At 71.3% G+C, this 26,626-nt stretch carries 28 protein-coding genes; 5 read left to right on the plus strand and 23 right to left on the minus strand.

What is annotated here, in order from left to right; genetic code table 11:
- Position 1: 1 nt before the first annotated feature.
- The 10 genes from ABTZ99_RS01285 to ABTZ99_RS01330 all read right to left on the minus strand — a co-directional run bounded on the left by ABTZ99_RS01285 (position 2) and on the right by ABTZ99_RS01330 (position 8,528).
- Positions 2 to 937: a F0F1 ATP synthase subunit gamma gene (locus ABTZ99_RS01285; RefSeq protein ID WP_498775138.1), complete on the minus strand. Its 936-nt coding sequence runs from the start codon at positions 935 to 937 to the stop codon at positions 2 to 4.
- A gap of 7 nt (positions 938 to 944) precedes the next feature.
- Positions 945 to 2,588, minus strand: coding sequence for a F0F1 ATP synthase subunit alpha (gene atpA / locus ABTZ99_RS01290; RefSeq protein WP_498775140.1), 1,644 nt, complete (start codon positions 2,586 to 2,588; stop codon positions 945 to 947).
- Positions 2,589 to 2,647: 59 nt separating this feature from the next.
- Entirely contained in the window at positions 2,648 to 3,484 is an 837-nt protein-coding gene (locus ABTZ99_RS01295) for a F0F1 ATP synthase subunit delta (RefSeq protein WP_498775142.1), read from the minus strand.
- A gap of 10 nt (positions 3,485 to 3,494) precedes the next feature.
- Positions 3,495 to 4,046, minus strand: coding sequence for a F0F1 ATP synthase subunit B (locus ABTZ99_RS01300; RefSeq protein ID WP_141980869.1), 552 nt, complete (start codon positions 4,044 to 4,046; stop codon positions 3,495 to 3,497).
- A 31-nt stretch (positions 4,047 to 4,077) separates the two neighbouring features.
- A complete protein-coding gene (locus ABTZ99_RS01305) occupies positions 4,078 to 4,323 on the minus strand; it encodes an ATP synthase subunit C-like protein (protein ID WP_121231937.1) in 246 nt (81 codons plus the stop codon).
- Positions 4,324 to 4,399: 76 nt separating this feature from the next.
- Positions 4,400 to 5,179: a F0F1 ATP synthase subunit A gene (gene atpB / locus ABTZ99_RS01310; RefSeq protein WP_498775145.1), complete on the minus strand. Its 780-nt coding sequence runs from the start codon at positions 5,177 to 5,179 to the stop codon at positions 4,400 to 4,402.
- A 152-nt stretch (positions 5,180 to 5,331) separates the two neighbouring features.
- A complete protein-coding gene (locus ABTZ99_RS01315) occupies positions 5,332 to 5,778 on the minus strand; it encodes a Cg1360 family ATP-synthase-associated protein (protein ID WP_499607233.1) in 447 nt (148 codons plus the stop codon).
- Positions 5,779 to 5,859: 81 nt separating this feature from the next.
- A complete protein-coding gene (locus ABTZ99_RS01320; protein ID WP_082404575.1) occupies positions 5,860 to 7,020 on the minus strand; it encodes a glycosyltransferase family 4 protein in 1,161 nt (386 codons plus the stop codon).
- A 110-nt stretch (positions 7,021 to 7,130) separates the two neighbouring features.
- Complete coding sequence (locus tag ABTZ99_RS01325; RefSeq protein WP_498775149.1) at positions 7,131 to 7,781, minus strand: L-threonylcarbamoyladenylate synthase; 651 nt, start codon at positions 7,779 to 7,781, stop codon at positions 7,131 to 7,133.
- A gap of 99 nt (positions 7,782 to 7,880) precedes the next feature.
- On the minus strand, positions 7,881 to 8,528 hold the full coding sequence (locus ABTZ99_RS01330) for a hypothetical protein (protein ID WP_499607237.1): 648 nt from the start codon (positions 8,526 to 8,528) through the stop codon (positions 7,881 to 7,883).
- A gap of 83 nt (positions 8,529 to 8,611) precedes the next feature.
- Here ABTZ99_RS01330 and ABTZ99_RS01335 point away from each other — a divergent pair, with 83 nt between their 5' ends.
- Positions 8,612 to 9,247 (plus strand): serine/threonine kinase C-terminal domain-containing protein, encoded by a 636-nt coding sequence (locus ABTZ99_RS01335; RefSeq protein WP_499607239.1) that lies wholly within the window; start codon positions 8,612 to 8,614, stop codon positions 9,245 to 9,247.
- 52 nt (positions 9,248 to 9,299) lie between these two features.
- Here ABTZ99_RS01335 and ABTZ99_RS01340 read toward each other — a convergent pair whose 3' ends face one another.
- From ABTZ99_RS01340 to rpmE, 7 genes are all read right to left on the minus strand, one after another.
- Entirely contained in the window at positions 9,300 to 9,728 is a 429-nt protein-coding gene (locus tag ABTZ99_RS01340) for a type II toxin-antitoxin system VapC family toxin (RefSeq protein ID WP_499607242.1), read from the minus strand.
- Positions 9,725 to 9,985, minus strand: a complete 261-nt coding sequence (locus ABTZ99_RS01345; protein ID WP_499607245.1) for a hypothetical protein — start codon at positions 9,983 to 9,985, stop codon at positions 9,725 to 9,727. Before ABTZ99_RS01345 ends, ABTZ99_RS01340 begins: the two co-directional genes overlap by 4 nt.
- Before the next feature lie 48 nt (positions 9,986 to 10,033).
- On the minus strand, positions 10,034 to 10,894 hold the full coding sequence (gene prmC, locus ABTZ99_RS01350) for a peptide chain release factor N(5)-glutamine methyltransferase (protein WP_498775155.1): 861 nt from the start codon (positions 10,892 to 10,894) through the stop codon (positions 10,034 to 10,036).
- Between the two features lie 18 nt (positions 10,895 to 10,912).
- Complete coding sequence (gene lpdA / locus ABTZ99_RS01355; protein WP_499607248.1) at positions 10,913 to 12,298, minus strand: dihydrolipoyl dehydrogenase; 1,386 nt, start codon at positions 12,296 to 12,298, stop codon at positions 10,913 to 10,915.
- Positions 12,299 to 12,308: 10 nt separating this feature from the next.
- The gene (locus ABTZ99_RS01360; RefSeq protein ID WP_498775159.1) at positions 12,309 to 13,514 is read right to left on the minus strand and encodes an acyl-CoA thioesterase/bile acid-CoA:amino acid N-acyltransferase family protein; all 1,206 of its coding nucleotides are present in this window, start codon (positions 13,512 to 13,514) and stop codon (positions 12,309 to 12,311) included.
- Between the two features lie 21 nt (positions 13,515 to 13,535).
- On the minus strand, positions 13,536 to 14,591 hold the full coding sequence (gene prfA, locus ABTZ99_RS01365) for a peptide chain release factor 1 (RefSeq protein WP_498775161.1): 1,056 nt from the start codon (positions 14,589 to 14,591) through the stop codon (positions 13,536 to 13,538).
- 98 nt (positions 14,592 to 14,689) lie between these two features.
- Positions 14,690 to 14,902, minus strand: a complete 213-nt coding sequence (gene rpmE, locus ABTZ99_RS01370; protein WP_230572533.1) for a 50S ribosomal protein L31 — start codon at positions 14,900 to 14,902, stop codon at positions 14,690 to 14,692.
- A gap of 248 nt (positions 14,903 to 15,150) precedes the next feature.
- Here rpmE and ABTZ99_RS01375 point away from each other — a divergent pair, with 248 nt between their 5' ends.
- Entirely contained in the window at positions 15,151 to 15,561 is a 411-nt protein-coding gene (locus ABTZ99_RS01375; protein WP_498775164.1) for a hypothetical protein, read from the plus strand.
- Between the two features lie 69 nt (positions 15,562 to 15,630).
- Here ABTZ99_RS01375 and rho read toward each other — a convergent pair whose 3' ends face one another.
- The 6 genes from rho to argS form a co-directional block, all read right to left on the minus strand.
- Positions 15,631 to 17,688, minus strand: coding sequence for a transcription termination factor Rho (gene rho, locus ABTZ99_RS01380; protein ID WP_499607253.1), 2,058 nt, complete (start codon positions 17,686 to 17,688; stop codon positions 15,631 to 15,633).
- 344 nt (positions 17,689 to 18,032) lie between these two features.
- On the minus strand, positions 18,033 to 18,923 hold the full coding sequence (thrB, locus tag ABTZ99_RS01385; RefSeq protein WP_499607255.1) for a homoserine kinase: 891 nt from the start codon (positions 18,921 to 18,923) through the stop codon (positions 18,033 to 18,035).
- On the minus strand, positions 18,920 to 19,996 hold the full coding sequence (gene thrC / locus ABTZ99_RS01390; RefSeq protein WP_499607259.1) for a threonine synthase: 1,077 nt from the start codon (positions 19,994 to 19,996) through the stop codon (positions 18,920 to 18,922). Before thrC ends, thrB begins: the two co-directional genes overlap by 4 nt.
- Complete coding sequence (locus tag ABTZ99_RS01395) at positions 19,993 to 21,363, minus strand: homoserine dehydrogenase (protein WP_499607262.1); 1,371 nt, start codon at positions 21,361 to 21,363, stop codon at positions 19,993 to 19,995. Before ABTZ99_RS01395 ends, thrC begins: the two co-directional genes overlap by 4 nt.
- A gap of 3 nt (positions 21,364 to 21,366) precedes the next feature.
- Complete coding sequence (gene lysA / locus ABTZ99_RS01400) at positions 21,367 to 22,791, minus strand: diaminopimelate decarboxylase (RefSeq protein WP_498775174.1); 1,425 nt, start codon at positions 22,789 to 22,791, stop codon at positions 21,367 to 21,369.
- Positions 22,791 to 24,434, minus strand: a complete 1,644-nt coding sequence (gene argS, locus ABTZ99_RS01405) for an arginine--tRNA ligase (RefSeq protein ID WP_499607265.1) — start codon at positions 24,432 to 24,434, stop codon at positions 22,791 to 22,793. Before argS ends, lysA begins: the two co-directional genes overlap by 1 nt.
- A 169-nt stretch (positions 24,435 to 24,603) precedes the next feature.
- On the opposite strand from argS, the gene ABTZ99_RS01410 reads away from it, so the two are divergent.
- The 3 genes from ABTZ99_RS01410 to ABTZ99_RS01420 all read left to right on the plus strand — a co-directional run bounded on the left by ABTZ99_RS01410 (position 24,604) and on the right by ABTZ99_RS01420 (position 26,569).
- Entirely contained in the window at positions 24,604 to 25,434 is an 831-nt protein-coding gene (locus tag ABTZ99_RS01410; RefSeq protein ID WP_498775178.1) for a thioredoxin-like domain-containing protein, read from the plus strand.
- Positions 25,435 to 25,437: 3 nt separating this feature from the next.
- Positions 25,438 to 26,142: a DUF305 domain-containing protein gene (locus ABTZ99_RS01415; RefSeq protein ID WP_498775181.1), complete on the plus strand. Its 705-nt coding sequence runs from the start codon at positions 25,438 to 25,440 to the stop codon at positions 26,140 to 26,142.
- Positions 26,143 to 26,446: 304 nt separating this feature from the next.
- Positions 26,447 to 26,569 carry a hypothetical protein gene (locus ABTZ99_RS01420; protein ID WP_498775183.1) on the plus strand — a complete coding sequence of 41 codons (123 nt, stop codon included), beginning with the start codon at positions 26,447 to 26,449 and terminating at the stop codon, positions 26,567 to 26,569.
- Positions 26,570 to 26,626 lie beyond the last annotated feature (57 nt).

The following is a 26,626-nucleotide window of genomic DNA, read 5'->3' on the forward strand; positions in this document are numbered from 1 at the left end:
GTCACTCATCACTTCCTGCGCCACCGGTAAGCGCGGAGGCGCCACCGACGATCTCGCTGATCTCCTGGGTGATCTGGGCCTGACGGGCCTGGTTCGCCTGGCGGCTGAGGTTGCGGACCAGTTCGGTGGCGTTGTCCGTCGCCGCCTTCATCGCGGTCCGTCGCGCCGCCGACTCCGAGGCCGCCGCGTCCAGCAGTGCCGAGAAGAGCCTGGTCTTGACGTACTTGGGCAGCAACGCGCCCAGCAAGGTCTCCGCACTCGGTTCGAACGAGTACACCGACTGGAGCTTCTGCGGCTCCGGCTCGAAGTCGACGACCATCGGCGCGATCCGCTTGGCGACCGGCGTCTGGCTCAGCATCGACTTGAACTCGGTGTAGACCACGTGCAGCTCGTCCACGCCGAGCACGCCGTCGGGGCCGGGCTGGTCGCCCTCGTCGTCGCTGCCCGCGACGAACGCCTTGACCAGCGCGTCACCGGCCTCGACCGCGTTGACGTAGTGCGGCAGCTGCGAGAAGCCGGTCCACTCGCCCGCGATGGCGCGCTTGCGGAACTTGTAGTAGCCCACGCCCTTGCGCCCGATGACGTAGAGGACGGGCTCCTTGCCCTCGGACCGCAGCAGCGAGAGCAGCTCCTCCGCGGCCCGCAGCACGTTGGCGTTGTAGCCGCCGCACATGCCCTTGTCGCTCGTCACGACGAGGACCGCGGCGCGGCGCGGGTTCTTGCGCTCGGTCAGCAGCGGGTGGTCGAGGTTCGCGGACGCGGTCGCCAGCGCGGAGAGGACCGAGGTGATCTCCTCCGCGTAGGGGCGCGACGCCGCGACCCTCGTCTGCGCCTTGGCGAGACGGGACGTGGCGATGAGCTCGTACGCCTTGGTGATCTTCTTGGTCGAGTTGACCGAGCGGATCCGCTGGCGCAGCTCCCGGATCTGTGCCGCCATGCCTACGTCACTTCTCGGTCGGAGCGGGCCGGTTGACCTTCACCGACTCCTGCCCGACCTTGTCGGCGTCCATCGCGTCGGCGGGCACGTCGACGACCGACGCGCCGTTGGAGGCGGTGAACTGCTGCTTGAACGCGGCGACGGCGTCGAGGATGCCCTTCTCCGTGTCGTCCGACAGCTTCTTGGACTCGCGGATGTCGGACAGGATCACCTCGTGGCTGCGCCGGACGTGGTCCAGGAACTCCGACTCGAAGCGGCGGACGTCGCCCACCGCGATGTCGTCGTAGTGGCCCTTGGTGCCGAGGTAGATCGAGACGACCTGCTCCTCGACCGGGACCGGCGAGTACTGGCCCTGCTTGAGCAGCTCGACCAGGCGCGCGCCGCGCTCCAGCTGGGCGCGGGACGCCGCGTCGAGGTCCGAGGCGAAGGCGGAGAACGCCTCCAGCTCGCGGAACTGCGACAGGTCCAGGCGCAGCGAGCCGGAGACCGTCTTCATCGCCTTGATCTGCGCGGCGCCACCGACGCGGGACACCGAGATACCCACGTTGACGGCCGGGCGCACACCGGCGTTGAACAGGTCCGACTCCAGGAAGCACTGGCCGTCGGTGATCGAGATGACGTTGGTCGGGATGTACGCCGACACGTCGTTGGCCTTGGTCTCGATGATCGGCAGGCCGGTCATCGAGCCGCCGCCCATGTCGTCGGACAGCTTCGCGCAGCGCTCCAGCAGGCGCGAGTGCAAGTAGAAGACGTCGCCGGGGTAGGCCTCGCGGCCCGGCGGGCGGCGCAGCAGCAGCGAGATGGCGCGGTACGCCTCCGCCTGCTTGGTCAGGTCGTCGAAGACGATCAGGACGTGCTTGCCCTGGTACATCCAGTGCTGGCCGATGGTCGAGCCGGTGTAGGGCGCGAGCCACTTGAAGCCGGCCGAGTCGGACGCGGGGGCGGCGACGATGGTGGTGTACTCCAGCGCGCCCGCCTCCTCCAGCGCGGCCTTGACGCCCGCGATGGTGGAGCCCTTCTGGCCGATGGCCACGTACACGCAGCGCACCTGCTGCTGCGGGTCGCCCGAGTCCCAGGCCTTCTTCTGGTTGATGATCGTGTCGATGCAGACCGCGGTCTTGCCGGTCTTGCGGTCGCCGATGATCAGCTGGCGCTGGCCGCGGCCGATCGGGGTCATCGAGTCGATGGCCTTGATGCCGGTCTGCATCGGCTCGTTCACCGGCTGCCGCTGCAGCACGGTCGCGGCCTGCAGCTCCAGCGCGCGGTTGTCGTCGGCGACGATGTCGCCGAGGCCGTCGATCGGCTGGCCGAGCGGGTTCACCACGCGGCCGAGGAAGCCGTCGCCGACCGGCACGGAGAGCACCTGGCCGGTCCGCTTGACCTCCTGGCCCTCTTCGATCTTGTCGAAGTCGCCGAGGATGACCGCGCCGATCTGGCGGACTTCCAGGTTCAGGGCCACGCCGAGCACGCCGCCGGGGAACTCCAGCAGCTCGTTGGTCATGGTGCCGGGCAGACCCTCGACGATGGCGATGCCGTCGTAGGTCTCCGCGACGACGCCGACCTCTTCCCGGCTGACTTCCGGGGAGTAGGTCGAGACGTACTTCTCGATCGCACTGCGGATCTCGTCCGACGAGATCGTCAGCTCCGCCATGTCGTTCCTGCTCTCACTTCGTTCTGGGAAAGGGGCTTGTGGGCCGCGGTTCCGGTCGGTCAGCCGGCGAGGTCGCGGCGCAGTGACGCCAGGCGACCGGCCACGCTTCCGTCGATGACCTCGTCGCCGATCTTGATCAGCAGACCGCCGCGCAGCGTGGGGTCGACCTCGACGTGCAGCGCGATCGGCCTGGAGTAGATCCGGGTCAGCGTGGCCTCGAGGCGGTCCTGCTGCGCCGCGTCGAGCTCGACGGCGGAACGGACGTAGGCGACGGAACGTTCCCGGCGCTTGGCCGCGAGCGACGCGAGGTCGCCGAGGCCGTTGACGACGCCCTGGCCGCGCGGCTCGCGGACGAGCTGGTCCACCAGGGTCTTGGTGGTCCCGTCGACCTTGCCCGCCACAAGGCTGTCGACCAGCGCGACCTTGCCCGCGGGCTCGGCCGCCGGGTCGGACAGCGCCAGCTCCAGCTCGTGGTTGCCCGCGATGATGCGACCGAGTCGGAACAGCTCGTCCTCGACGGCGTCGAGCTTGCCGTCCCGCTCCGCCCGCACCAGCAGCGTGGTGCGGGCCAGCGACTCGATGCCGTCGACCAGCTCGCGCGGGCTGGACCAGCGCGCGGTGACGACCGTGGCCAGCACCTGCACCGTCGCGTCGTCGACCTTGCCGTCGAGCAGGCCGTGCAGCAGCTGCTCCCGGGACTCGGGGCCCGAGGAGTTGTCGGCCAGCGCCCGACGCAGCGCGGGCTGCGCCGACAGCAGGCTGACGACCGCGAACAGCTCCTCGCCCAGCTTGCCCAGGGACTCGCTGGCGGTGGGGCCGGTCGTGCCGTCCACGACCTCCAGCAACCGCAGCTCGGCGGCGGCCAGGGCGTCACGGCTAGCGGCGTGCAGCGTCATCGGCGTTCCCTCACTTGGCGGCCGGAGCCGACGTGCCGTCGAGCTCGGAGAGGAACCGGTCGACGGTGCCCCGACGGCGCACCTCGTCCTCCAGCGACTCGCCGACGACCCGGTCAGCCAGGTCGATGGCCAGTCGGCCCAACTCGCCACGCAGCTCCGCGACGATCTGCGCGCGCTGCGTCTCGAGCTGGGTCTGCCCCTGCGCGACGATCCGCGCGGACTCCTCCTGCGCCTTGGCGCGCAGCTCGCTGATGATCTGCTCGCCCTCGATGCGGGCGTCGTCGCGGATGCGGGCCGCCTCGGCACGTGCCTCGGCGAGCTGGGCCTTGTACTGCTCCAGCGTGGCCTGCGCCTGCGCCTGCGCCTGCTCGGCCTTCTCGATCCCGCCCTCGATCTTGGCGGCGCGTTCCGCGTAGACCGCCTCGAACTTCGGCGAGACGAACTTCTTGATGACGAACAAGAGCAGCAGGAACGCGATCAGGCCGATGATGATCTCGGAAGTGTGCGGGAGAACCGGGTTGATCGGTTCCCCCTCCGCCGCCGCCACGATGAGGGTTTTCATCACAAACCTCTCTTATGCGATGAACGGGTGCTCAGGCTGCCGACGCGAGGAAGTACACGACGAAGCCGAGCAGCGCGAGGACCTCGACGATGGCGAAGGTCGTCCAGGCGAGGCTCAGCAGGACGCCGCGGGCCTCGGGCTGGCGGGCGGTCCCGCTGATGACCGAGGAGAAGATCAGACCCACGCCGATGCCCGGGCCGATGGCCGCGAGGCCGTAGCCGATCGCGGCGAGACCCGCGTTGGTCACACCGGAGGCGGCTTCCTGAGCAAGAACGATGGATGCGCTCACTTGTGCTGTTCCCTTTCCAACTCGGTCCGCGAAAGGCATCGCGGATCGGAGGCTTGAATGTTTTTCAGTGCTCTTCCGCCAGCGCGGCGCCGATGTAGTTGGCGCTCAGCAGGGCGAAGATGTAGGCCTGAAGGACCATGATCAGCGCTTCCAGGAACGTCAGCGCGATGGCGAAGAGGAAGGCAATCGGGGCCACCACCACCGTGATGCCGCCGTTGAGCAGCAGGAACTCACCCGCGAGGGTGAACACCAGCAGCAGGAGGTGACCCGCGAACATCGCTGCGAAGACTCGGATGGCGAGCGTGAGCGGGTTCAGGACGAACTTCTGGAAGAACTCGATCGGGATCAGCAGGATGAGCACGAACCAGGGCGCGCCGGGGGGCATGGTGGCGTGCTTCAGGTAGCCGACGAAACCGTGGCGCTTGAACCCCACGAAGTGGTAAACCGGGTAGATGACCAGGACCGAGACGGCGAGCGGGAAGCCGATGTGCGCCATCGTGGGGAACTGGACGAACGGGATGAGCCCGAACAGGTTGTTCACCAGGATGAACGTGAAGACGGTCAGGATCAGCGGAACGAAGGGCTTGAAGTCCTTGCCACCGATCTGCTCACGCGCGATCGAGTTGCGCCCGATGTCGTAGGCCGACTCGGCGAGGAACTGGAACTTACCCGGGACGAGCTTCATGTTTCGGGTCGCCAGGATGAAGAACGCCCCGATGATGAGGACCGACAGGACCAGCAGCACCATCGGCTTGTCGACCGAGCCGAAGATCGCCGGGGGGAAGAAGTCCTTCACACCGGGTGCGACGAACTCGCCACCCGAGGCCAGCACCAACGTGGTCACTGTGTTCCTTCCGGTTCTCCCGGCCGGCGTTCACTCCGCCGGGGGAATCGTCACGATCGGGACTTAACGTACCTTACGGACCGCAAGCGCCCGCGAGAGGCACCCCACCTACCTGGGTGTCCCGTCCTGCGCGCACCGTACCAGCCGGTAGATCAGGTGTTTCCAGGGGTCGGGATGACGATCTGACTGCGACTGCGCTTGGAGGCGCGCACCTCCATGGCGGTGGCCACCAGGATGGTCGCGGCCATGGTCAGGGCCAGCGCGTTGGTGTGCAGCACGGGGAACTGGCGCAGCAGCATCATCACCGCGAACAGCAGGATGAGCTTGCCCAGGAACCCGGCGAACGCCGCGACCATGATCACCTGGAGCGGCATCGCGGCGGTGCGGTGCATGAGCAGCAGCGTCGCGGCCGACGACAGGCACGCGATGGCACCGCCGATCAGCGCCGCGACCAGGCCGGGGACCCCCGCCAGCACAGTCCAGAGGATCGCGCCCGCGACCACCGTCGCGAGCGCCGCCCACAGCGCCGCGCGGTACATCTCGCCCGCGAGTCGCTGCACGACGGCTTCGTGGGTCCACTCCGTCTTGTCCTGGCTCATGTCACCCCCAAAGGGTCGAACACCGTCCACTGGTCGAGACCGAGTGTAAAGAAGCCTTGGTCCTCACCCCACCATCGGGGGTCATGTGCGGCGCACTTCGCGAAGTCTGGGTATCGCGGAGACCAACAGCGCGAGAACAAGTCCGATGGCCAGGCACCACACCACGACGACGACGTCGAACAGCGTCAACGCGACCGCGCCGAACGCCAGCACGCCCGCCCACAAGTAGATCAGCAGCACCGCGCGGCGCTGGGAGTGCCCGATCTCGAGCAGCCGGTGGTGCAGGTGCATCTTGTCCGCGGAGAACGGGCTCTCGCCCCGCCGGGTCCGCCGGACCACGGCCATGAGCAGGTCCAGCAACGGCACGAACAGGACCGCGGCGACCACGACCAGCGGCGACAGCAGGCCCAGGACGTCCGTGGCCCGCACCGACTCGTAGTTGATCTTCCCCGACGCCGAGATCGTCGCCGCCGCGAGCATCAGCCCGATCAGCATCGACCCCGAGTCGCCCATGAAGATCCGCGCCGGGTTGAAGTTGTGCGGCAGGAAGCCCAGGCACGCGCCCGCGAGCGTGGCCGCGATCAGCGCGGGCGGGTACGCGCCCACGTCACCGCCGTTGTTGGCCAGCAGCCCGATGGAGAACACGCAGGTGGCCGCCGCCGCGATCAGCCCGATGCCCGCGGCCAGGCCGTCCAGGCCGTCCACGAAGTTCATCGCGTTGACCATGGTCACGGCCAGCAGCACGCTCAGGATCGCGCCCTGGTTCTGGTCCAGCGAGAGCAGCGAGCCGGTGCCCTCGCCGTCGTCGCCCCACGGCACCCAGAACAGCAGCCACTGCAGGCCGAACAGCACGAGGATGCCCGCCGCGGTGACCTGGCCGGCGAGTTTCGTCAGGGAGTCCAGCTCGAACCGGTCGTCCAGCACCCCGACGAGGACGATCACGCCACCGCCCACGATCACCGCGTACGGGTCGTAGGAGAAGTCGAACGCCGAGCGCAGCACCGGCAGCTGGTGCGCCAGGAGCATGCCGCCGAGCACCCCGCCGTACATCGCGAGCCCGCCCATCCGCGGCATGGGTTGGACGTGCACGTCGCGCTGGCGGGGGTAGGCGACCGCGCCGATCCGGAACGCCAGCGCGCGCACCAGGCCGACGAGCAGGAACGTCACGACGGCGGCGGTGAGCGCGACGAGCAGGTACTCCCGGACGGGGAGGACGTTGGACACGGCAGGCAACTGGCCCACGGCAGGCTAGCCCCTCGGCGATGGGGTGTCGGGTGGATCTTGCTGCAGCTGATCCAGTCGGGCTGGTTCGGGCGACGGGAGTACCACGCTACTCCGATCGGGAAGATCCACTAGCGGGCGACCTCGACTTCGACGCCGAGGGCCTTCGAGACCTCGCCGATCGGCACCGCGCCCTCCCGCAGGACCACGGGGTCCGGTCCGGTCAGGTCGACGATGGTGGAGGCGGTGTTCTCGGTGGCCGGTCCGCCGTCCAGGTAGACGCCGACCTCCTCGCCGAGCTGGTCCCAGGCCTCCTGGACGGTGCCCGCCGGCGGGAAGCCCGACTTGTTCGCGCTGGAGACGGCCATCGGACCGACGTCGCGGAGCAGCTCCAACGCGACCGGGTGCAACGGCATCCGCAGCATCACGGTGCCGCGGGTGTGACCGAGATCCCACGCCAACGAGGGCGCGTGCGGCAGCACGAGCGACAGCCCGCCCGGCCAGAACGCCTCGATCAGCGCGCGGGCCTGCCGGGGCACCCCGAGGACCAACCCGTCGATCGTGGTCCACGAGCCGACCAGCACGGGGACCGGCATGTCGGGCCCGCGCCCCTTGGCCTCCAACAGGGCACGAACGGCCGCCGCGTCGAACGCGTCACACCCGATGCCGTACACGGTGTCCGTGGGCAGGACGACCAGCCGCCCGCCCCGCACCGCTCCCGCGGCGGCTTCGAGGCCCGCCGCGCGATCGGTCTGGACACCACAATCGTAGATCGTGCTCACCCTGCTGATCCAAGCACAGCGCGACCGGGCCCAGCGGCCGAGGTCACACCCGGACGGCGAGCGGCGGGCACGGAGCGGCGGGCGCGTTCCGCGGCCCGGTCACGAACCACCGCGGCCGAACGCCGCGTCCGCGTCGACCGCCCACTTCCGCTTCCGGTGCGCCACCACGAACCCGAACACGAGCGCCGCGCCCACCAGCACACCGGCCGCGGTCACCGCCGGGTTGCCGATCGCGCTGCCCACGAACGGCAGCACGAGCACGGCCAGCCCCACCACCGCCGCCGTCCACACGTCCGGCTCGACCCACCGCCACCGCCGCGCCTCGTCCAACCTCCGGCACAGGTCGGTCGCGAACGCGATCAACTCCGGGTGCGGGCTGAGCGCCAGGACCTCCTCGGCCAGCGCACGGCACTCGGCCGCCTGACGCGCGCCCGTCACGACCAGCGCACCCCCCGGCGTGACGGCGCGCACCTCCGCCGTCCGGGCCGCGAGCGCGAGGGCGAGGTGCGTGCGCAGCACGTCGTCCGCACGGGGCGCGCCGCCACGGGCCAGCTCCGCGCGCACCACGGCCGCGGCCAGGTGGCTCTCGCCGTCGTGGCCCTCGCCCAACGCCGACGTCAGCGCGGTCAGCGCGCGGGACAGGCGCACCCGGTCGGCATCGCCGAATTCGGTCAGGTCGACGCGGGTGATGCGCGCCGCCAGCCATTCCCGCAGTTCGCTCCACTCGTTCGGCCCATTGACAGCCATCGCGGGTTCTCCGATTTACTCGGCGGAGCGTTGACGTCCAGATTATCCCGATGGCGAGGCGTCCGGTGAATGCGAGAAACCCGATGGGCGCCCTCCCCCTGGCGCTGTCGGCCGCCGCCGCGTACGTCGTCCTGGCCGGAACCGCGGGCTACCTGACGCTGGACCGGAGTCCCCCGACGACCGCACCCGGCACCTCCGCCGCGGCGGCGCCCACCCTGCCCGTCATCACCACGACCACCACCGCGCCACCGCCCACGACCACCACGACCACCGCCGCCCTCCCGCCGGACCTGCGGCGGGTCGAAGCGCCGGGCGGCCTCACCACCGTGATCCCGGCCGGGTGGGCGGTCGCCACCGGCACGGTCGCCACCACCCTCGTCGTCACCGACCCGACGTCACCGCGCCGGGAACTGCGACTCGGCGGCGCACCGGTCACCGACCCGTCGACACCGCTGCTGGACCGCATCGCGCGCGCCGCCGCGGACCGGGAACGCGAACCCGGCCACCGCCGCGTCACGCTCAGCGCGACGACGATCCGCAATCACCCGGCCGTCACCTGGGAATTCGACGAGAACACGCCGTCGGGCGCGAAACGGGTCGCCACCGCGTTCTGGGAAACCGGCGGCGTCGAATACGTCCTCTATGCCGCGGGCCCGCCCGAGGAGTGGGAGCTGACCCGGTCGCGCCTGGCCGGGATGGTCGAGCGCGCCACCCCTTAGACCCGGCGCGCGGTCGTCACCGGCCCCCGCGACGGCCGGGAGTCCAGCGTGATCACCGGAGCGGGTTGACCCATTTCAGATTGGGGAACCTGGCGAAGTCTGTGTCGTTGGAGTGCATCTCGCCGTCGTGCGCAAGGGCGTAGGCAGCCAACTGGACGTCGGTGGTGAGGTTCCCGGCGGTGCCGATGTCCTTGAGCAGTTCGAGGGCGATCCTGAGGTGGTCCGCGCCCGGGGTGAGGAGTTCGACGTTGGGTTGGGCCAGCCACTCGCTCACGTAGTCGACGGCCTCTCCGACCGGCAGAGGCGACTCGAGGATGCGCCCGTTCGTGGCGATGCGCAGGAAGCCGAACAGTGCGGGCTGGGTCAGGCCAACCGTGATGTGGCTGTTGAGGGTTTCCTCCCACCATGCACGCGCACGGGTGTGTTGCGGAAAACCCGAGATGACCGCGTAGAGCAGCAAGTTGACGTCGGGAACGATCACGGGTGACGCCGCGTCCTGTCGATGATCGCCTCGTCCTCCAACTCGTCGGCCAGCCGGTTGAACCCGGCGAGGTCGAACCCCGGCCGCAACGCGGATTCGTGCGGCACCAACCGGTAAGGCTCCTGCCGGGAGGGGCGTGGCGCCAATGCCTGGCGGAGTGCGTCGTTGACGACTTGCTTCATCGGGCGTCGCTCGCGATGGACCGCGTCGTCCACCAAGCGGGCGACATCGTCGTCGAGTGTCAGCGTCGTGCGCATGAGGACATCATGATGCCTGGTAGTGATGACGTCAAGATGCAGGCGCGCTCATACCCGGCGCGCGGTCGCGAAGCGCGGTCGCCACGCCAGGTCGCGGTGGTCGGCGACGTCGGTGAGCACCCGGCGCGAGGAGAGCAGCGAGGGCACGACCACGCCGTGGCTGTCGTCGTGCTCGATCGCCACGTGCCCACCGGGCTTGAGCAACCGCGCGGCGACCGCCACGACGTGCCGGATCACCTCCAGCCCGTCCGGACCGCCGAACACCGCGTGCCGCGGGTCGTGGTCGGCGACCTCCGGCTGCACCTCGGTGCCGTCCGGCACGTACGGCGGGTTGCACAGCACCAGGTCCACCTGTCCGTCCAGGTCGGACAGCAGGTCCGGCTCGGTCACGTCGCCCGCGTGCAGGGTGATGGGCGTGTCGCCCGCGGCGGCGCGGGCGTCCGCGTTGCGCCGCGCCCAGGCCAACGCCGAGGGGTCACGCTCGACCGCGTGCACGGACGCGGCCGGCAACCGGTGCGCCGCGGCCAGCGCCAGGGCGCCGGAACCCGTGCACAGGTCGACCACCACCGGGTCCTTCGACTCCAGAGTGGACAGCGCCCACTCCAGCACCAGCTCGGTCTCCGGGCGCGGGATGAACACGCCCGGACCGACCTCCAGGTCCACGCCGCCGAGGTGGGCCCGGCCGGTGATGTGCTGCAACGGCACGCGCGTCGCGCGCTCCCGCACGGCCTTGTGCAGCGCGTCGACCACCGGCGGGTCGACCAGCGGGATCAGCGGCAGGCGCGAGCGCTCGACGCCGAGCACGTGGGCGGCGAGCAGCTCGGCGTCCACCCGGGGACTGTCGACACCCGCCGCGGCCAGCAGGCGCTCGGCTTCGTTGATGGCCGTCCGCAGCGGGTGTCGGGTCATGGACCCAGCCTAAGCCGGTCAGAAGTTGATCATGTGCCCGGCCAGGCCGTGCACGGCTTCCTTGACCGCCTCGCCCAACGTCGGGTGCGCGTGCACGTTGCGCGCCACCTCGTGGACGGTCAGGTCCCACTGCTGGGCCAGCGTCAGCTCGGGCAGCAGCTCGGTCACGTCCGGTCCGATCAGGTGACCGCCGAGCAGCTCGCCGTACTTGGCGTCGCTGATCAGCTTCACGAACCCGGCGGAGTCGCCGATGCCGTGCGCCTTGCCGTTCGCGGTGAACGGGAACTTCGCGACCTGTACGTCGAACCCGCGCTCGCGCGCCTGCGCCTCGGTCCACCCGAACGAGGCGATCTGCGGCTGGCAGTACGTCGCCCGCGGGATCATCACGAAGTCCAGCTCCATGGTCTCCGCGCCCGCGATGGTCTCCGCCGCGATGATGCCCATGGACTCGGCGGCGTGCGCGAGCATCAGCTTCGCCGTCACGTCGCCGATCGCGAAGATGTTCTCCACGTTCGTGCGGCCACGACCGTCGACGGCGATCGCGCCGCGCTCGGTCAGCTGGACGCCGGTGTTCTCCAGCCCGTAGCCCTCGACCCGCGGCTGGAAGCCGATGGCCTGCAGGACCTTGTCGGCCTCCAGGACCTCCTCGGCGCCGTCCTTGGACACGGTCACCCGCACGCGCGGCCCGGAGTCGTCGATGGACTCGACCCTCGTGGACGTCCGCACGTCGATCCCGAGCCGCTTGTACCGCTTGGCCAGCTCCGCCGACACCTCGGCGTCCTCCAGCGGCACCACCCGGTCGAGGAACTCGACGATGGTGACCTTCACGCCGTAGTTGTGCAGCACGTACGCGAACTCGACGCCGATGGCGCCCGCGCCGGCGATGACGATGCTCTCCGGCAGGTCCTGCGACAGGATCTGCTCCTCGTACGTCACCACCCGTTCGGACAGCTTCGTGCCCGGCAGGAGCCGGGTCGTCGCGCCCGCCGCGATGATCGCGTGCGTGAACGTGACCCTCTCGTCACCCACCTGGATGGTGTTCGCGTCGAGGAACGTGCCCCGGCCGTTGTACTCCGTGATGCCGTTCTTCTTCATCAGGAAGTGCACGCCCTTGACGCGCCCGTCCGCGACCTTGCGGCTGCGGTCGTAGGCGACGCCGTAGTCGAACTTCACCGTGCCGTCGACCTGGATGCCGTAGGTCTTCTGCTCGTGGGTGAACAGGTGCGCGAGCTCCGCGTTGCGCAGGAGCGCCTTCGACGGGATGCAGCCCACGTTCAGGCACACCCCGCCCCAGTAACGCTCCTCGATGACCGCCGTCTTCAGCCCCAGCTGGGCCGCCCGGATCGCGGCGACGTACCCGCCTGGCCCCGCACCGAGGACCACGACGTCAAAGTGTGCGCTCATGAGCGACACATTAGGTGCCCAGTTGGTCCGACAAGAACTCAACCGTCCGACGCCACGCGTCGGCGCGAGCGGCGGCCGTGGCGGCGGGCGTGCCGCCCATCGCGAAGTCCACGCCGGGCCCCGGGACGACGACGTCGGTGGTGGGCCGGTGCGGCGGCCCCGCGATCAGGTGTCCTGCCTCGGGGTACACCACGCGCTCGTGCCGGTGCGCGTGCCCGCGGTCGGTCAGCCGGCGCCAGGCGACCTCGCTCAGCTCCGCCGACGGCCACGACCGGTCCTGCCCGGATGAGAGCAGCAACACACCGCCCGCGATCCGCTCGACCGGGATCTCGGTGTCCTCCGGGATGCCGTCGGCGAAGTCGAACGCCGAGCTCAGCCGCACCGGCTCGCCCGAGACCACCTGCTCGCGCAGCTCGTCGGGGACCGAGTACGGCAGGTACGGCAGCGGCCTGCCCTGCCACGTCCACGACGCCGCCTCGTGGTCCAGCTTCCGCAACAACCGCGAGCCGGGCCCGATGCACTGCGTGACCACACCACTGCCCACCACGCTCACCACGGCCTTGACCTGCGGGAACGTCGCACCGACCAGCAACGCCGCCTCGCCGCCGCGCGACCCGCCCACGACACCCACCTGCCCGGCCCGCGCGCCGAGCCACTCCAGGGCCGTCCCGAAGTGCTCCAGCGGGATCTCGACCAGGTCGTCCGGCACGCCCGGCACGCCGAAGTACGCCGTCGCCAACGCCGCGAACCCGTGCCCGGCGAGCAGGGCCGCGTCCAGCTCGTGCACCCCGCCCTCGGACCCGCCCAGCACGAGCACCCCGGGGTGGACCCGGTCGTCGTCGGGCTCGAACAGCACGCCGACCAGGCCGTTCTCGCGCACCTCGGTCCGCCTGACCCCGTCGGGCACGGTCAACCGGTCCACTTCCACCTTGTCGACCCCGACGACCTCGACCAGCGTCGGGCCGCTCGGCTCACCCGTCCGGGTCATCGACCAGAACAACCCCATCGGGTCGACGCCGGAGTAGCCGCCCTCGACGGGCGCGTGCCGGGTCAGGTCCACCACCCCGCGCTCGTCGGCCACGAACACCGCGGACGACGACCAGTCGCCCGTCGACGCGCGCACCTCGACCCGTTCGTCCGGTGGCAGGTCGACCACCCGGACCTCCAGCACGGCGTCGAGCGGGGCGCGCCGCGGGTTCACCAGGATTTCCGCCATCGCGCGCCCCCTCGTCTCGCCTCACCCGGCGGCTAGTCGCTCCGCGCGGTCGGCCGCCGCCAGGGCGTCCAGCACCGCGTCCAGGTCGCCGTCGAGCACTTGGTCCAGGTTATGGGCTTTGTACCCGACCCGGTGATCGGAGATGCGCGATTCCGGGAAGTTGTAGGTCCGGACCCGCTCGGAGCGGTCCACCGTGCGGATCTGGGTGCGCCGGGCGTCCGAGGCCTCCTGCTGCTGCTTCTCCTCGGCCAACGCGGTCAGCCGGGCCTGGAGCACCTGCATCGCGCGCGCCTTGTTCTGCAGCTGGCTGCGCTCGTTCTGGCAGGACACCACGATGCCGGTGGGCAGGTGCGTGATGCGCACCGCGGAGTCGGTCGTGTTGACGCTCTGCCCGCCCTTGCCGGAGGAGCGGAACACGTCGACGCGCAGGTCGTTCTCGTCGATCTCGACCTCGACCTCGTCGACCTCGGGGAACACCAGGACGCCCGCGGCGGAGGTGTGGATGCGGCCCTGCGACTCGGTCACCGGCACCCGCTGCACGCGGTGCACGCCGCCCTCGTACTTCAGCCGCGACCACACGCCGTCCGGGGTGTCCACGCGGCTCTTGATGGCCACCGTGACGTCCTTGTAGCCGCCCAGGTCGGAGTCCGTGCCGTCGAGCACTTCGGCCTTCCACCCGTGCCGTTCGGCGTACCGCAGGTACATGCGCAGCAGGTCGCCCGCGAACAGGGCCGACTCCTCGCCGCCCTCACCGGACTTGATCTCCAGCACGACGTCCGCGCCGTCGTGCGGGTCGCGCGGCAGGAGCAGCTCGGTCAGCTTGGACTCCAGCGCCGGCACGGTCCTGGCCAGCTGCTCGGCCTCCTCGGCGAACACCGCGTCCTCGGCGGCCAGCTCGCGGGCCGTCTCCAGGTCGGACCTCGCCTGCTCCAGCTCACGGGCGGTCTTCACGATCGGGGTCAGCTCGGCGTAGCGCTTGCCGAGCTTCCGCGCGCCCGCCTGGTCGGCGTGCACCGAGGGGTCGGCGAGCCTGGCTTCCAGCTCGGCGTGCTCGGCCAGCAGGGCGTCCAGCGTCACGATCTTGCTCCGGTCTCAACGTCTGGCGAGGGTGCTTCGGGGTGTGGAGACGACAACGGCGCCCACCCGCGGATTCGGGGTGGACGCCGTCGGGGCAGCTACTTGGCGCGCTTGCCGTAGCGGGCCTCGAAGCGCGCGACCCGGCCACCGGTGTCCATGATCTTCTGCTTGCCCGTGTAGAACGGGTGGCAGTTCGAGCAGATCTCGACGTGGATGGCGCCGGACGTCTTGGTGCTGCGGGTGCTGAAGGTGTTGCCGCAGCCGCAGGTGACCTCGGTCGTCACGTACTCGGGGTGGATGCCGGTCTTCAACGTCTTGTCCCTTTCCTCGATTGGCCGCCGGGTCCTCGTCGGGATCGTGCGAGGTGAACCGGAGCCGGGCTCGACCAGACAGTGTGCCAGATCGGCCGTCACGGACTGCAACGCGCGGCTTCGCACGCTTGTTCCCCGTGGCCGGGGTCACAACCGCTCGCCGATGGTGGTCGACCATTTGGCGCACGAGGTAACCGCTGAACTACAGACAGCAGCGGCCCACGCTGCGTGGACGCAACACTGTCGGTGTGTTCTGCACTGTCGGGCGTCCCCTGTCGCTGTCCTCGTGGCTGGCCGTGCCGTTCCTGTTCAGCATCGCCGTCCTGGGCCTCACCGGGCTGGGTGGCCTGCTGGTGGGCGCTCCGGGGCAGCCCGCCCTGTCGAGCCCCGTGGTCGGCGCGGGCGTCGCCGTCGCCGTCGCGACCTCCGGTGCGGTCGGGTGGACCGCCCGGTGGCAGCGCGGGTGGCTGCGCTGGCCGTACCTGACGTCCGTGCTGGTGGTCGGGGTGCTGCTGGACGGCGTGCGCGTGCCCGTGGCGGCCGTCGTCGGCCTCGGCGTGCCGGTCGTGGCGCTGCTGGTCGCCCACTACTTCCTCGAACGCCGCCGCACCGCCGCGCTCGTCGAGGCGGGCGTCGCCTCGCCCACGCCGCCCTGCTGAGGACCACCCCGGACGCCCGAAGGCCCGCCCGGCGTGGGTGCCGGACGGGCCTTCGGAGGTCGGACGGGGTCAGTCGTTGTCCCCGCCCGGGGTGGTCTTGGCCACCTGCATCAGGAACTCGATGTTCGTCCGGCTCTTGCGGAGGCGGTCGAGCAGCAGGTCGATGGCCTGCTGGCTGTCCAGGGCGTGCAGCACCCGGCGCAGCTTGTGCATGACCGCCAGCTCGTCCGGCGAGAGCAGCAGGTCTTCCTTGCGGGTACCGGACGAGTCGACGTCCACCGCCGGGAAGGTCCGCTTGTCCGCGATCTTCCGGTCGAGCTTGAGCTCGGCGTTGCCGGTGCCCTTGAACTCCTCGAAGATCACGCTGTCACCCGCGGACCCGGTCTCGACCAGGGCCGTCGCGATGACGGTCAGCGAGCCGCCGCCCTCGATGTTGCGGGCCGCGCCCAGGAACCGCTTGGGCGGGTACAGCGCGGTCGAGTCGACACCACCGGACAGGATCCGGCCGCTCGCGGGGGCCGCGAGGTTGTAGGCACGACCCAGCCGGGTGATCGAGTCCAGCAGCACGACCACGTCGTGACCCATCTCGACCAGGCGCTTCGCCCGCTCGATGGCCAGCTCCGAGATCGTGGTGTGGTCCGACGGCGGGCGGTCGAAGGTTGAGGCGATGACCTCGCCCTTCACCGACCGCTGCATGTCGGTGACCTCTTCCGGGCGCTCGTCCACCAGCACCACCATCAGGTGGCACTCGGGGTTGTTCTTCGTGATCGCGTTCGCGATCGACTGGAGCACCGAGGTCTTGCCCGCCTTCGGCGGCGACACGACCAGGGCCCGCTGGCCCTTGCCGATCGGCATCACCAGGTCGATGACGCGCGTGGTGAGGATGTGCGGTTCCGTCTCGAGGCGCAGGCGCTCGTTCGGGTACAGCGGCGTCAGCTTGGTGAAGTCCGGCCGGTTGCGGGACTCCTCCGGGTCGAGGCCGTTGATCTTGTCCACCCGCACCAGCGGGTTGAACTTCTGCCGCTGCTGCTCGCCGTCGCGCGGCTGCCGCACGGCGCCGATCAGGGCGTCGCCGCGGCGCAGCCCGTACTTGCGGACCAGCGACAACGAGACGTACACGTCGTTCGGCCCGGCCAGGTAGCCCGAGGTGCGGACGAACGCGTAGTTCTCCAGCACGTCGAGGATGCCCGCCACGGGCAGCAGCACGTCGTCGTCGCGGACCTCGGTGTCCGTGGCCGGACCGCCCTCGTCACCGCGGCCGCCGCGACGGCGACGGTCGCGGAAGCGGCGACCGCGACGGCCGCCCTCTTCGTCGTCGTCGCCCGGACCGCTCTGCTGGCGGTTGCGGTTCTGGTCGCGGTCGCGGCCACCCCGGTCGCCGCGGTCGTCACGCCCGCCCCGGTCCTGCCGGTCGCCGCGGTTGCCGCGGTCGCCCCGGTCCTGGCGCTGTTCGCGCTGCTCGGAGCGGTCCTGGCGGTCACCGCGGTCCTGCCGGTCACCCCGGTCCGACCGCTCGCCGCGGTCCGGGCGCTCGGCGCGCTCGCCCTGCTGGCGGCCGTCGCCCTGCTGGCGGTCGGCCTGGACGCGGTCCGCCTGAGCGGGCCGGTCGGCCACGGCCTGCGCCTGCTGGGCGTCCGCGGCGGGAGCCTCGGGGCTGCCCGCCGGCCGGTTGGAGGAACGGCGGCGGCGGTTGCCGCGACGGCCGCCCTCCTCCTCGGCGGGACGGTCGGTCACGTCGAGCTGCTGCTGGGTCGGCTTCTCCACCGGAGCGGGGGCCGCGGCGGCCTTCTCCACCACGGGCGCCTTCTCGACGACCGCCTTGGGAGCCTCGGCCTTCTTCTCGGCCTTGGGCGGCGTCGCGGCACTGCCCCGACCGGAGGTGCCGCCCTGCCGCTCCTTGATGGCGGCGATCAGGTCGCCCTTGCGGAGGCCGGCCGTGCCGGTGATGCCCAGCTGACCTGCGAGTTCACGGAGTTCGGCCAGCACCATTCCAGAGAGGCCCGCGCGCTTGCGCGGCGTGGCGCTGCCGTTCGAAGGGGTGGTCAGAGCGTTCTCCTCGGCTCCGGAACTGGCAGCGGGGTTGGGAGCAGCAGGAGCTTGGCTGCTCAGTACATCGGTGTTGGTCACACATGTCCTTCCTGACCGGAGCGCGCCTCCTACGCGTTCCAGCGGACCTGCCGTCCGACGGAATGCGGTGCGGCAGTTTCGTCCCGGTTCAGGCGGACCTGGCGACGGCGCGGAACGCGCACGAAAGCGGAGTCCTCCGGTACCGGACTTCGGTCACACGGCGAGCGGGTGCCTTCCAGCGTCGGCCCCGTCCATACGGCACAGAGCCAGGTCACTGGAGGAATGCGACCCGGAACGAACGTCCGGGCACCACACCGGCGCCCGTGCGCGCGGTGACTGATGGCCCCGAGGGTAGACGCCGGTCCGGCCGGGTGCAACAACCGGGGTGCGGCGCGTCGCATCACTCAGCCGAGTGGCGCAACCCGGACTCCGGCCAGGTCGACCGGCACCCGACGCGCCTCGAACCCGGTCGTGTCCACTTGGGGCGGCAGCACCCCGCCCGGTGGCAGGGCCAGGACCGTGGGTCCCGCACCGGACACCGCGGCGGGCACCCCGGCCTCGCGCAGGGACCGCACCAACCGCGTCGTCGCAGGCCAGGCGGGTTCCCGGTAGGGCTCGTGCAGCCGGTCGTCCAACGCCTCGACCAGCAGCGACGGGTCCGCCGTCAGCGCGTGCACGGCCAGCGCGGACCGCCCCGCCGCGAACGCCGCGTCCTCGTGCGGCACCTTCGACGGCAGCAGACCGCGGGTCGTGTGGGTGGACGACTCCTCCGAAGGCACCAGCACGACCGGCGTCACACCGGGGTGCGGGTCCACACGGACCGCGCGGTAGCGGTCACCCTGCGTCCACGCGATCACCACGCCGCCGAACATCGCCGCCGCCGCGTTGTCGGCGTGCCCCTCGAACTCCGCGGCGAGTTGCAACGCGCTCGTGTCCGACTCGCGACCGGCGAGGGCGAAACCGGCCGCCACACCGGCCACGATCGCCGCCGCGGACGAGCCGAGGCCACGCGCGTGCGGGATGGCGTTGCGGCACGTCAGCCTCAGCCCCGGCGCCTGGACCCCGACCAGCTCGCACGCCGCCCGGAACGCGCGCACGACCAGGTGGCGCTCGTCGGTCGGCACGTCGGCGGCGCCCTCGCCGGACACCTCCACCACCAGGCCGCCGTCGGTCACGGCGAACTCCAGCTCGTCGTGCAGGCCCAGCGCCATGCCCAGCGCGTCGAACCCCGAGCCGAGGTTCGCCGTGGACGCGGGCACCCTCACGCGGACGCAACGGGCCGCCAGGGCCCTCACGCCAGCTCCAGGGCGGTCGCCACGGCGCCGGGGTCCACCGGCACCGGCTCGACCTCGGGCATGCCCAGCAGGGCCGTGTCCGGGTCCTTCAGGCCGTGGCCGGTGACCGTGCAGACGACCGTGGAGCCCTTCGGCAGCCGACCGTCGGCGACCGTGGCCAGCAAGCCCGCCACGCTGGTCGCGGACGCGGGCTCGACGAAGATGCCCTCGGTCGAGGCCAGCAGCCGGTAGGCCGCCAGGATCTTCTCGTCCGTCACGGCCTCGAACAGCCCGCCGGACTCCTCCTTGGCGGCCACCGCACCGGTCCACGACGCCGGGCTGCCCACCCGGATGGCGGTCGCGATGGTCTCCGGGTCCGCCACCGGCTGCCCGAGCACCAGCGGCGCGGAGCCCGCGGCCTGGAACCCGAACATCCGGGGCGCGGAGTCGGTGACACCGTCCCTGTAGTAGTCCGAGTAACCACGCCAGTACGCGGTGATGTTGCCCGCGTTGCCGACCGGCAGGCAGTGGACGTCGGGCGCGCGGCCCAGCACGTCGCAGATCTCCCAGGCGGCGGTCTTCTGGCCGATCAGCCGCACCGGGTTGACCGAGTTGACCAGCGTGATCGGGTACTCGGTCGCGGTCTTGGACGCCAGCTCCAGGCAGTCGTCGAAGTTGCCGTCGATCTGCAGGATCCGCGCGCCGTGCGCGACCGCCTGGGCGAGCTTGCCCAGCGCGATCTTGCCCCGCGGCACGAGCACCGCGGCGGTGAGGCCCGCCTTGGCCGCGTACGCCGCCGCGCTGGCGGAGGTGTTGCCGGTCGACGCGCAGATCACCGCGCGGATGCCGCTGGCCAGCGCGTGCGTCATGGCCACGGTCATGCCGCGGTCCTTGAACGAGCCGGTCGGGTTCGCGCCCTCGACCTTGACGTAGACCTGGCAGCCGGTCAGCTCCGACAGGTGCCCGGCGGCGACCAGCGGCGTGCCGCCTTCGTGGAGGGTGACGACCTTGGCGCCCTCGGGGAGTTCGATCCGGTCCGCGTAGGCGTGGATGATGCCGGGCCACCCCGGTCGCACGCCTGCTTGGATCGTCATGTTTCTTCGCCTTCCACCCTCATCACGCTGACCACTTCCCGAACCACGGGCAGCCCGCCGATTTTGTCCACGGTCGACCGCAGTGCCGCGTCGGTCGCGGCGTGGGTGACGATCACCAGGCTGGCGTCGTCGACCCGGCCCTCCTGCCGCACGGCCGCGATGCTCACGTCGTGTTCCGCGAACACCGCCGCCACCTGCGACAACACGCCCGCCCGGTCGGCGACGTCGAGGCTGATGTGATAACGCGTGGGCGTCTGGCCCATCGGTCGCACGGGCAGCGCCGCGTAGGCCGACTCACGCGGCCCGCGCCCCTGGTGCACCCGGTTGCGGGCCACCGCGACGAGGTCGCCGAGCACCGCGCTGGCGGTCGGGGCGCCGCCCGCGCCCTGTCCGTAGAACATCATCTCGCCGGCCGCGTCGGCCTCCACGAACACCGCGTTGAACGCGCCGTGCACGCTCGCCAGCGGGTGGGAGGTGGGGATCATCGCCGGGTGCACCCGGACCGAGATCCCCTCGGTGGCCGGGGCGCCGTCGGCGGTCGGCCGGTCCTCGGCTCCGTTGACGGTCGTCTGGTCCTCGGCTCCGCCCACGGCTACCCGCTCGCAGATCGCCAGCAGCTTCACCGTGCGGCCGAGCGCCTTGGCGGCGGCGATGTCGGCGGCGCTGACCGAGGCGATGCCCTCGCGGTGCACGTCGGCGGCCGTGACCCGGCTGTGGAAGGCCAGGGACGCCAGGATCGCGGCCTTGGACGCGGCGTCGAACCCGTCCACGTCGGCCGTCGGGTCCGCCTCGGCGTACCCGAGCCTGGTCGCCTCCTCCAGGGTCTCGGCGTAACCGGCGCCGGTGGAGTCCATGCCCGACAGGATGAAGTTCGTGGTGCCGTTGACGATGCCCATCACCCGCGTGATGCGGTCGCCGGCCAGCGACTCGCGCAGCGGGCGCAGCAGCGGGATCGCGCCCGCCACGGCGGCCTCGAAGTACAGGTCGGCGCCGGAGCTGTCGGCGGCCTCGAACAGCTCGGCCGAGTGCTCGGCCAGCAGCGCCTTGTTCGCGGTCACCACCGACTTGCCCGCGCGCAGCGCGGCCAGCAGCAGCGTGCGGGCGGGCTCGATGCCGCCGATGACCTCCACGACCACGTCCACGTCGTCGGAGGCCACCAGCGCCTCCGCGTCGGTCGTCAGCAGCTCGGCCGGCACGTCCCGGTGCTTGTTCGGCCTGCGCACGGCGATGCCGGCCACCTCGACCGGCGCGCCGACCCGCGCGGTGAGGTCGGCCGCCTGGTCGGTGAGCAGCCGGACCACCTCGGTGCCGACCGTGCCGCAGCCCAGCAACGCGACCCTGATCGGTTTGCCCTCGTGGCTTGCCACTTCTCATACCTCCAGGCGGAACAGGTCTTCCTCGGTCTCCCGGCGCAGCAGCAACCGGGCCTGGCCGTCCACGACCGCGGCGAGCGCGGGGCGGGGGAGCCGGTTGTAGCCGCTGGCCATGGAGTAGCAGTACGCGCCGGTGGCGGCGACCGCGATCAGGTCGCCGGGCGCGAGGTCGTCGGGCAGCCAGCAGTCGCGCACGACCACGTCGCCGGACTCGCAGTGCTTGCCCACGACGCGGCACAGCACGGGCCGGGCGCCCTCCCCCGCGGCGCGCGAGACCAGCTTGCAGTCGTAGACCGCGTCGTAGAGGGCGGTGCGGATGTTGTCGCTCATGCCGCCGTCCACGCTCACGTACCGGCGGACCACGCCGGCGTCGAGCTGGACGTCCTTGATGGTGCCCACCTCGTACAGCGTCACCGTGCCGGGGCCGACGATGGCCCGGCCGGGCTCGACCGCGATCTTCGGCGCGGGCAGCTCGGCGTGCTCGCACTCCTTGGCCACGATGTTGTGCAACTGGCGGGCCAGCTCGGCGGGCGGCGGCGGGTCGTCGTCGGCGGTGTACGCGATGCCGAGGCCGCCGCCGAGGTCCACGGTCGTGACGTGCTCGAGGATCCCGGCGCCGTGCTCGTCGCGCAGCTCCGCGAGCAGCCCGATGACCCGGCGCGCGGCGACCTCGAAGCCGCTGGCGTCGAAGATCTGCGAGCCGATGTGGCTGTGCAGGCCGATCAGCCGCAGCCCGTCGGACTTCAGCACCCGGCGCGCCGCCTCGGCCGCGTCGCCCGAGGACAGCGAGAAGCCGAACTTCTGGTCCTCGTGCGCGGTGGCGATGAACTCGTGCGTGTGCGCCTCGACGCCGACCGTCACCCGGATCATCACCGGCTGCACGCGTCCGCGTTCGCGGGCGACCTGGTCCAGGCGGGCGATCTCGTAGAACGAGTCCAGCACGACCACGCCGACGCCGGCCTCGACCGCGGCGGTCAGCTCGGCCACGGACTTGTTGTTGCCGTGCAGCGCGATCCGCTCGGGCGGGAACTCCGCGCGCAGCGCCACGGCCAGCTCGCCACCGCTGGCCACGTCGATGCTCAGGCCCTCCTCGGCGACCCACCGGGCCACCGCGACGGACAGGAACGCCTTGGACGCGTAGTGGACCCGGGTCGGGTCGCCGAACGCCTCGGCGTGCTCGCGGCAGCGCGCGCGGAAGTCGCCCTCGTCCATCACGAACAGCGGGGTGCCGTGGTCCTGGGCGAGCTGCCGCACGTCCACGCCCGCCAGGCGCACCGCGCCGTCGTCGCCGCGCTCGGCGTGGCGCGGCCACACCTGCGGGTGCATCGCGTCCAGGTCGGCGGCCGTGGCGGGGCGGTTGCCCGCGGTGTTGGAGGGGATGAGGACGTCGGCGTGCCGGGGACCGGCCGGGTGCGCGCGCATCACATGCGCTCCGGCGCGGTCACGCCCAGCAGCGCGAGGCCGTTGGCGAACACCTGGCGGGTCGCCGCGCACAGGCTCAGCCGCGCCCGGTGCAGCTCGGTCGTCTCCTCGTCGCCCCTGGGCAGCACGCGGCAGGCCTCGTGGAACCGGTGGTAGGTGCCCGCCAGCTCCTCCAGGTAGCGCGCGACGCGGTGCGGTTCGCGCAGCTCGCCGGCGGTGGCGACGACGCGCGGGAACTCGCCGATGGTGCGGATCAGGTCGCCCTCGCGGTCGTGCGTGAGCTCCTCGACCGCCTCACCGGGCGTGACGCCCAGGTCGGCGGCGTTGCGCAGCACCGACGACAGCCGCGCGTGCGCGTACTGGACGTAGAAGACCGGGTTGTCGTTGCTCCGCTTGCGCAGCAGGTCGAGGTCGATGTCCAGGGACGAGTCCGCCGACGAGCGGGTCATCGCGTACCGGGCCGCGTCCACGCCGACCGCGTCCACCAGGTCCTGCATCGTGATCACGGTGCCCGCGCGCTTGCTCATCCGCACCGGCTTGCCGTCGCTGACCAGGTTCACCATCTGGCCGATCAGCACCTCCACCGACGCCGGGTCGTCGCCCAGCGCCGAGGCGGCGGCCTTGAGCCTGCCGATGTAGCCGTGGTGGTCCGCGCCGAGCATGTAGATGCACAGGTCGAAGCCGCGCGACCGCTTGTCCACCAGGTACGCGATGTCACCGGCGATGTACGCGGGGTCACCGTCGCTCTTGATGACCACGCGGTCCTTGTCGTCGCCGAACTCGGTGGACCGCAGCCACCACGCGCCGTTCTCGAAGTACAGCGCGCCGGAGTCCTTGAGCTGCTCGACGGCCTTGGTGACGGAGCCGGACTTGTGCAGCGAGTCCTCGTGGAAGAAGACGTCGAAGTCCGTGCCGAAGTCGTGCAGGTCCTTCTTGATCTCCTCGAACATGAGGTTCACGCCGATGCGGCGGAACACCTCGTGCGAGTCCTCGGCGGACAGCGCGCCGGGCTCCTGCCGCAGCACCTCGGCGGCGATGTCGCCGATGTAGCCGCCCGCGTAGCCGTCCTCCGGCGCGGGCTCGCCCTTCGCGGCGGCGATCAGGGACCGGACGAACCGGTCGATCTGCGCGCCCGCGTCGTTGAAGTAGTACTCGCGGGTGACGTCGCCCCCGTTGGCGGCCAGGACGCGGCCGAGCGCGTCGCCGACCGCGGCCCAGCGGGTGCCGCCCAGGTGGATGGGGCCGGTCGGGTTCGCCGAGACGAACTCCAGGTTGATCCGGGTGCCGGCGAGCTGCTCGCCGCGGCCGTAGGCCTCGCCGGCCTTGAGCACGTCGCGCACGATCGCGCCCTGGGCGTCCGCGGCGAGCCGCAGGTTCAGGAAGCCGGGGCCCGCGACCTCGACCGAGGAGATGGCGTCGGTGCCGGTCAGCGCGTCGGCGAGCCAGCCGGCCAGGTCGCGGGACGTCACGCCGACCTTCTTGGCGGTCTGGAGGGCCACGTTGGTGGCGTAGTCGCCGTGCTCGGGGTTGCGGGGGCGCTCGATCGTGACCGCTGTGGGCAGGGCGGCGGGGTCGAGGCCGCGGGTGGACAGCACGTCCACGGCCGTCGCACGGACCAGTTCAGCGAGCGCAGCGGGAGTCACCCGACAAGTCTAGGGAAGCGTTCTCGCTGGTCTCGACCGGGATGCGCGTCCCGCGAAGTGGGATGGCAACTGTTGACGGCCACCCGCTGTGACGGCCAGTTGACGGTGATCAGACACGGTATCCCTACACTGGCCCGCGGCATGGGCGTATGACGAGACTGAGGCGGACATGACCAGCGGCAAGAAGACGAAGGCCGCGCGCTCCAGCGTTGCGGCGGCGCGCTCCTCGGTGGTGGCCAAGAAGCCGAAGCCGTGGGGGACCATCATCGCGGTGGTGGCCGTGCTGGCCCTGGCCGGCACCGTGTTCGGTTACGCGTACAGCCAGATCGCGGACCGCAACGCGAAGGAGCAGGCGCTCGCCAAGTGGAACCCGACCGAGGAGAACAAGGACCCCTCGGACCAGATCGCCGGCGTGGTCAAGGTCGAGTACGAGGCCAGCAAGCACGTCGACGCCACGCAGCGGGTCGCCTACGACCAGTCACCGCCGTTCGGCGGTCCGCACGACAACGTGTGGGCCGACTGCACCGGCACGGTGTACGACAAGGCCGTCCGCAACGAGAACATGGTCCACCCGCTCGAGCACGGCGCGGTGTGGATCGCGTACAACCCGGACCAGATCACCGGTGAGGCGCTGGACAAGCTGAAGGCGCGGGCCGAGGGCCAGCCGTTCACCATGCTGTCGCCGTACCCCGGCCTGGACAAGCCGATCTCGCTGCAGTCGTGGGGCCACCAGCTGAAGCTGGAGAGCGCCGACGACGAGCGGATCGACCAGTTCATCCAGTCGCTGCGGCGCAACCAGTACACCTACCCCGAGGTCGGCGCCACGTGCGACGCGACCCAGTTCGACGTGACCAACCCGCCGCCGTTCGTGGCGGAGGCGCCCGGTCCCGACGCGGTCCCGATGTCCGGTGGCACCGCGGACAGCACCGAGCCGACCGGCGACCCGTCGGCCCCGCCCGCGTCCGACGCCCCCGCGGCCACCACGACCGCGAGCAGCTGACCTGTGGCAGGCGTCGGGCAGGAGGACGAGGCACCCCCGTCACGCGGGGTGACCGCGACCAGGACGATCGTCGTGACCGTCGCGGTCGTCGCCGTCCTCCTGCTCGGCGCCGCCATCGGCCTGCTGATCAAGCTGCCGGGCGCGGACACCAGCTCGACGCCCGCGCGCGACTCGGTCGACGTGGGGTTCACCCAGGACATGTCGACCCACCACCTGCAAGGCGTGACGATGGCCAACATCGCGCGCGAGAAGACGGCGGACCCCGCCGTCCGGCAGCTCGCCTTCGACATCGCCTCGACCCAGTTGGAGCAGGTCGGGCGGATGAAGGGCTGGCTGTTCCTCTGGGGCTACCCCGAGCAGTCGGTCGACGGCAGGCACATGTGGTGGATGACCTCCGGCACGCACGGCCACGACGCGCCCGGCTCGGGCTCGGGCTCCGGTGACGCCGAGCGGATGCCCGGCATGGCGTCGTCCGAGGAGATCACCAAGCTGCGCTCGCTGACCGGCGTCGAGTTCGACGTGTACTTCCTGCAGCTGATGCTGCGGCACCACAAGGGCGGCGCCCCGATGGCCGAGTACGCCGCCACGCGCGCCGGGCAGTCGGTCGTGCGGACGCTCGCGGACAACATGCTCAAGTCGCAGACGGCCGAGAGCACGTACATGCAACAGCTGATCACCGAACGCGGCGCCGCTCCCCTGCCGAGCTGACCTCACCCAGCCGACGCCGCTCGGCCGCCCCACCTGGCCGGCCCCCTCTGGCCGACCCGGTCGCGTGATCGGCCGCGCACGGCCGGTAACAGTGCTCCCACCGCCCGACCGTCAGCTCGGCGGAGTTCCCCGCCGCCTCCAGCGGCAAGTGGCGCGAAGGGTCCTTCACGTTCACCGCGAACCAGGCCGGCGCGACGGCGTTCGAGTACACGGTCGACGGCGTCACCACCACCGTCCCGATCGGCCCGGACGGCACCGCGACGATCCGCTGGACCACACCCACACCGAGGACCAGCAGCTGCGGGTGGTCAGCCGCACCGCGGCGGGCGTGAAGTCGACCCACACCGACCACCGGTTCCGGATCACGCCCGAACGGGTCGCCCGCGCGGACGTGCCGGAGTGGAAGACCCCGTCGCACCGCCGATGAGCCCTCGGCACAGCAGGACCCGCTGACGGCGGGTGGGTCGCCCGGCGCCGGGCGACC

This window comes from Actinosynnema sp. NPDC002837 (genome assembly GCF_040295345.1).
GTDB lineage: Bacteria > Actinomycetota > Actinomycetes > Mycobacteriales > Pseudonocardiaceae > Actinosynnema.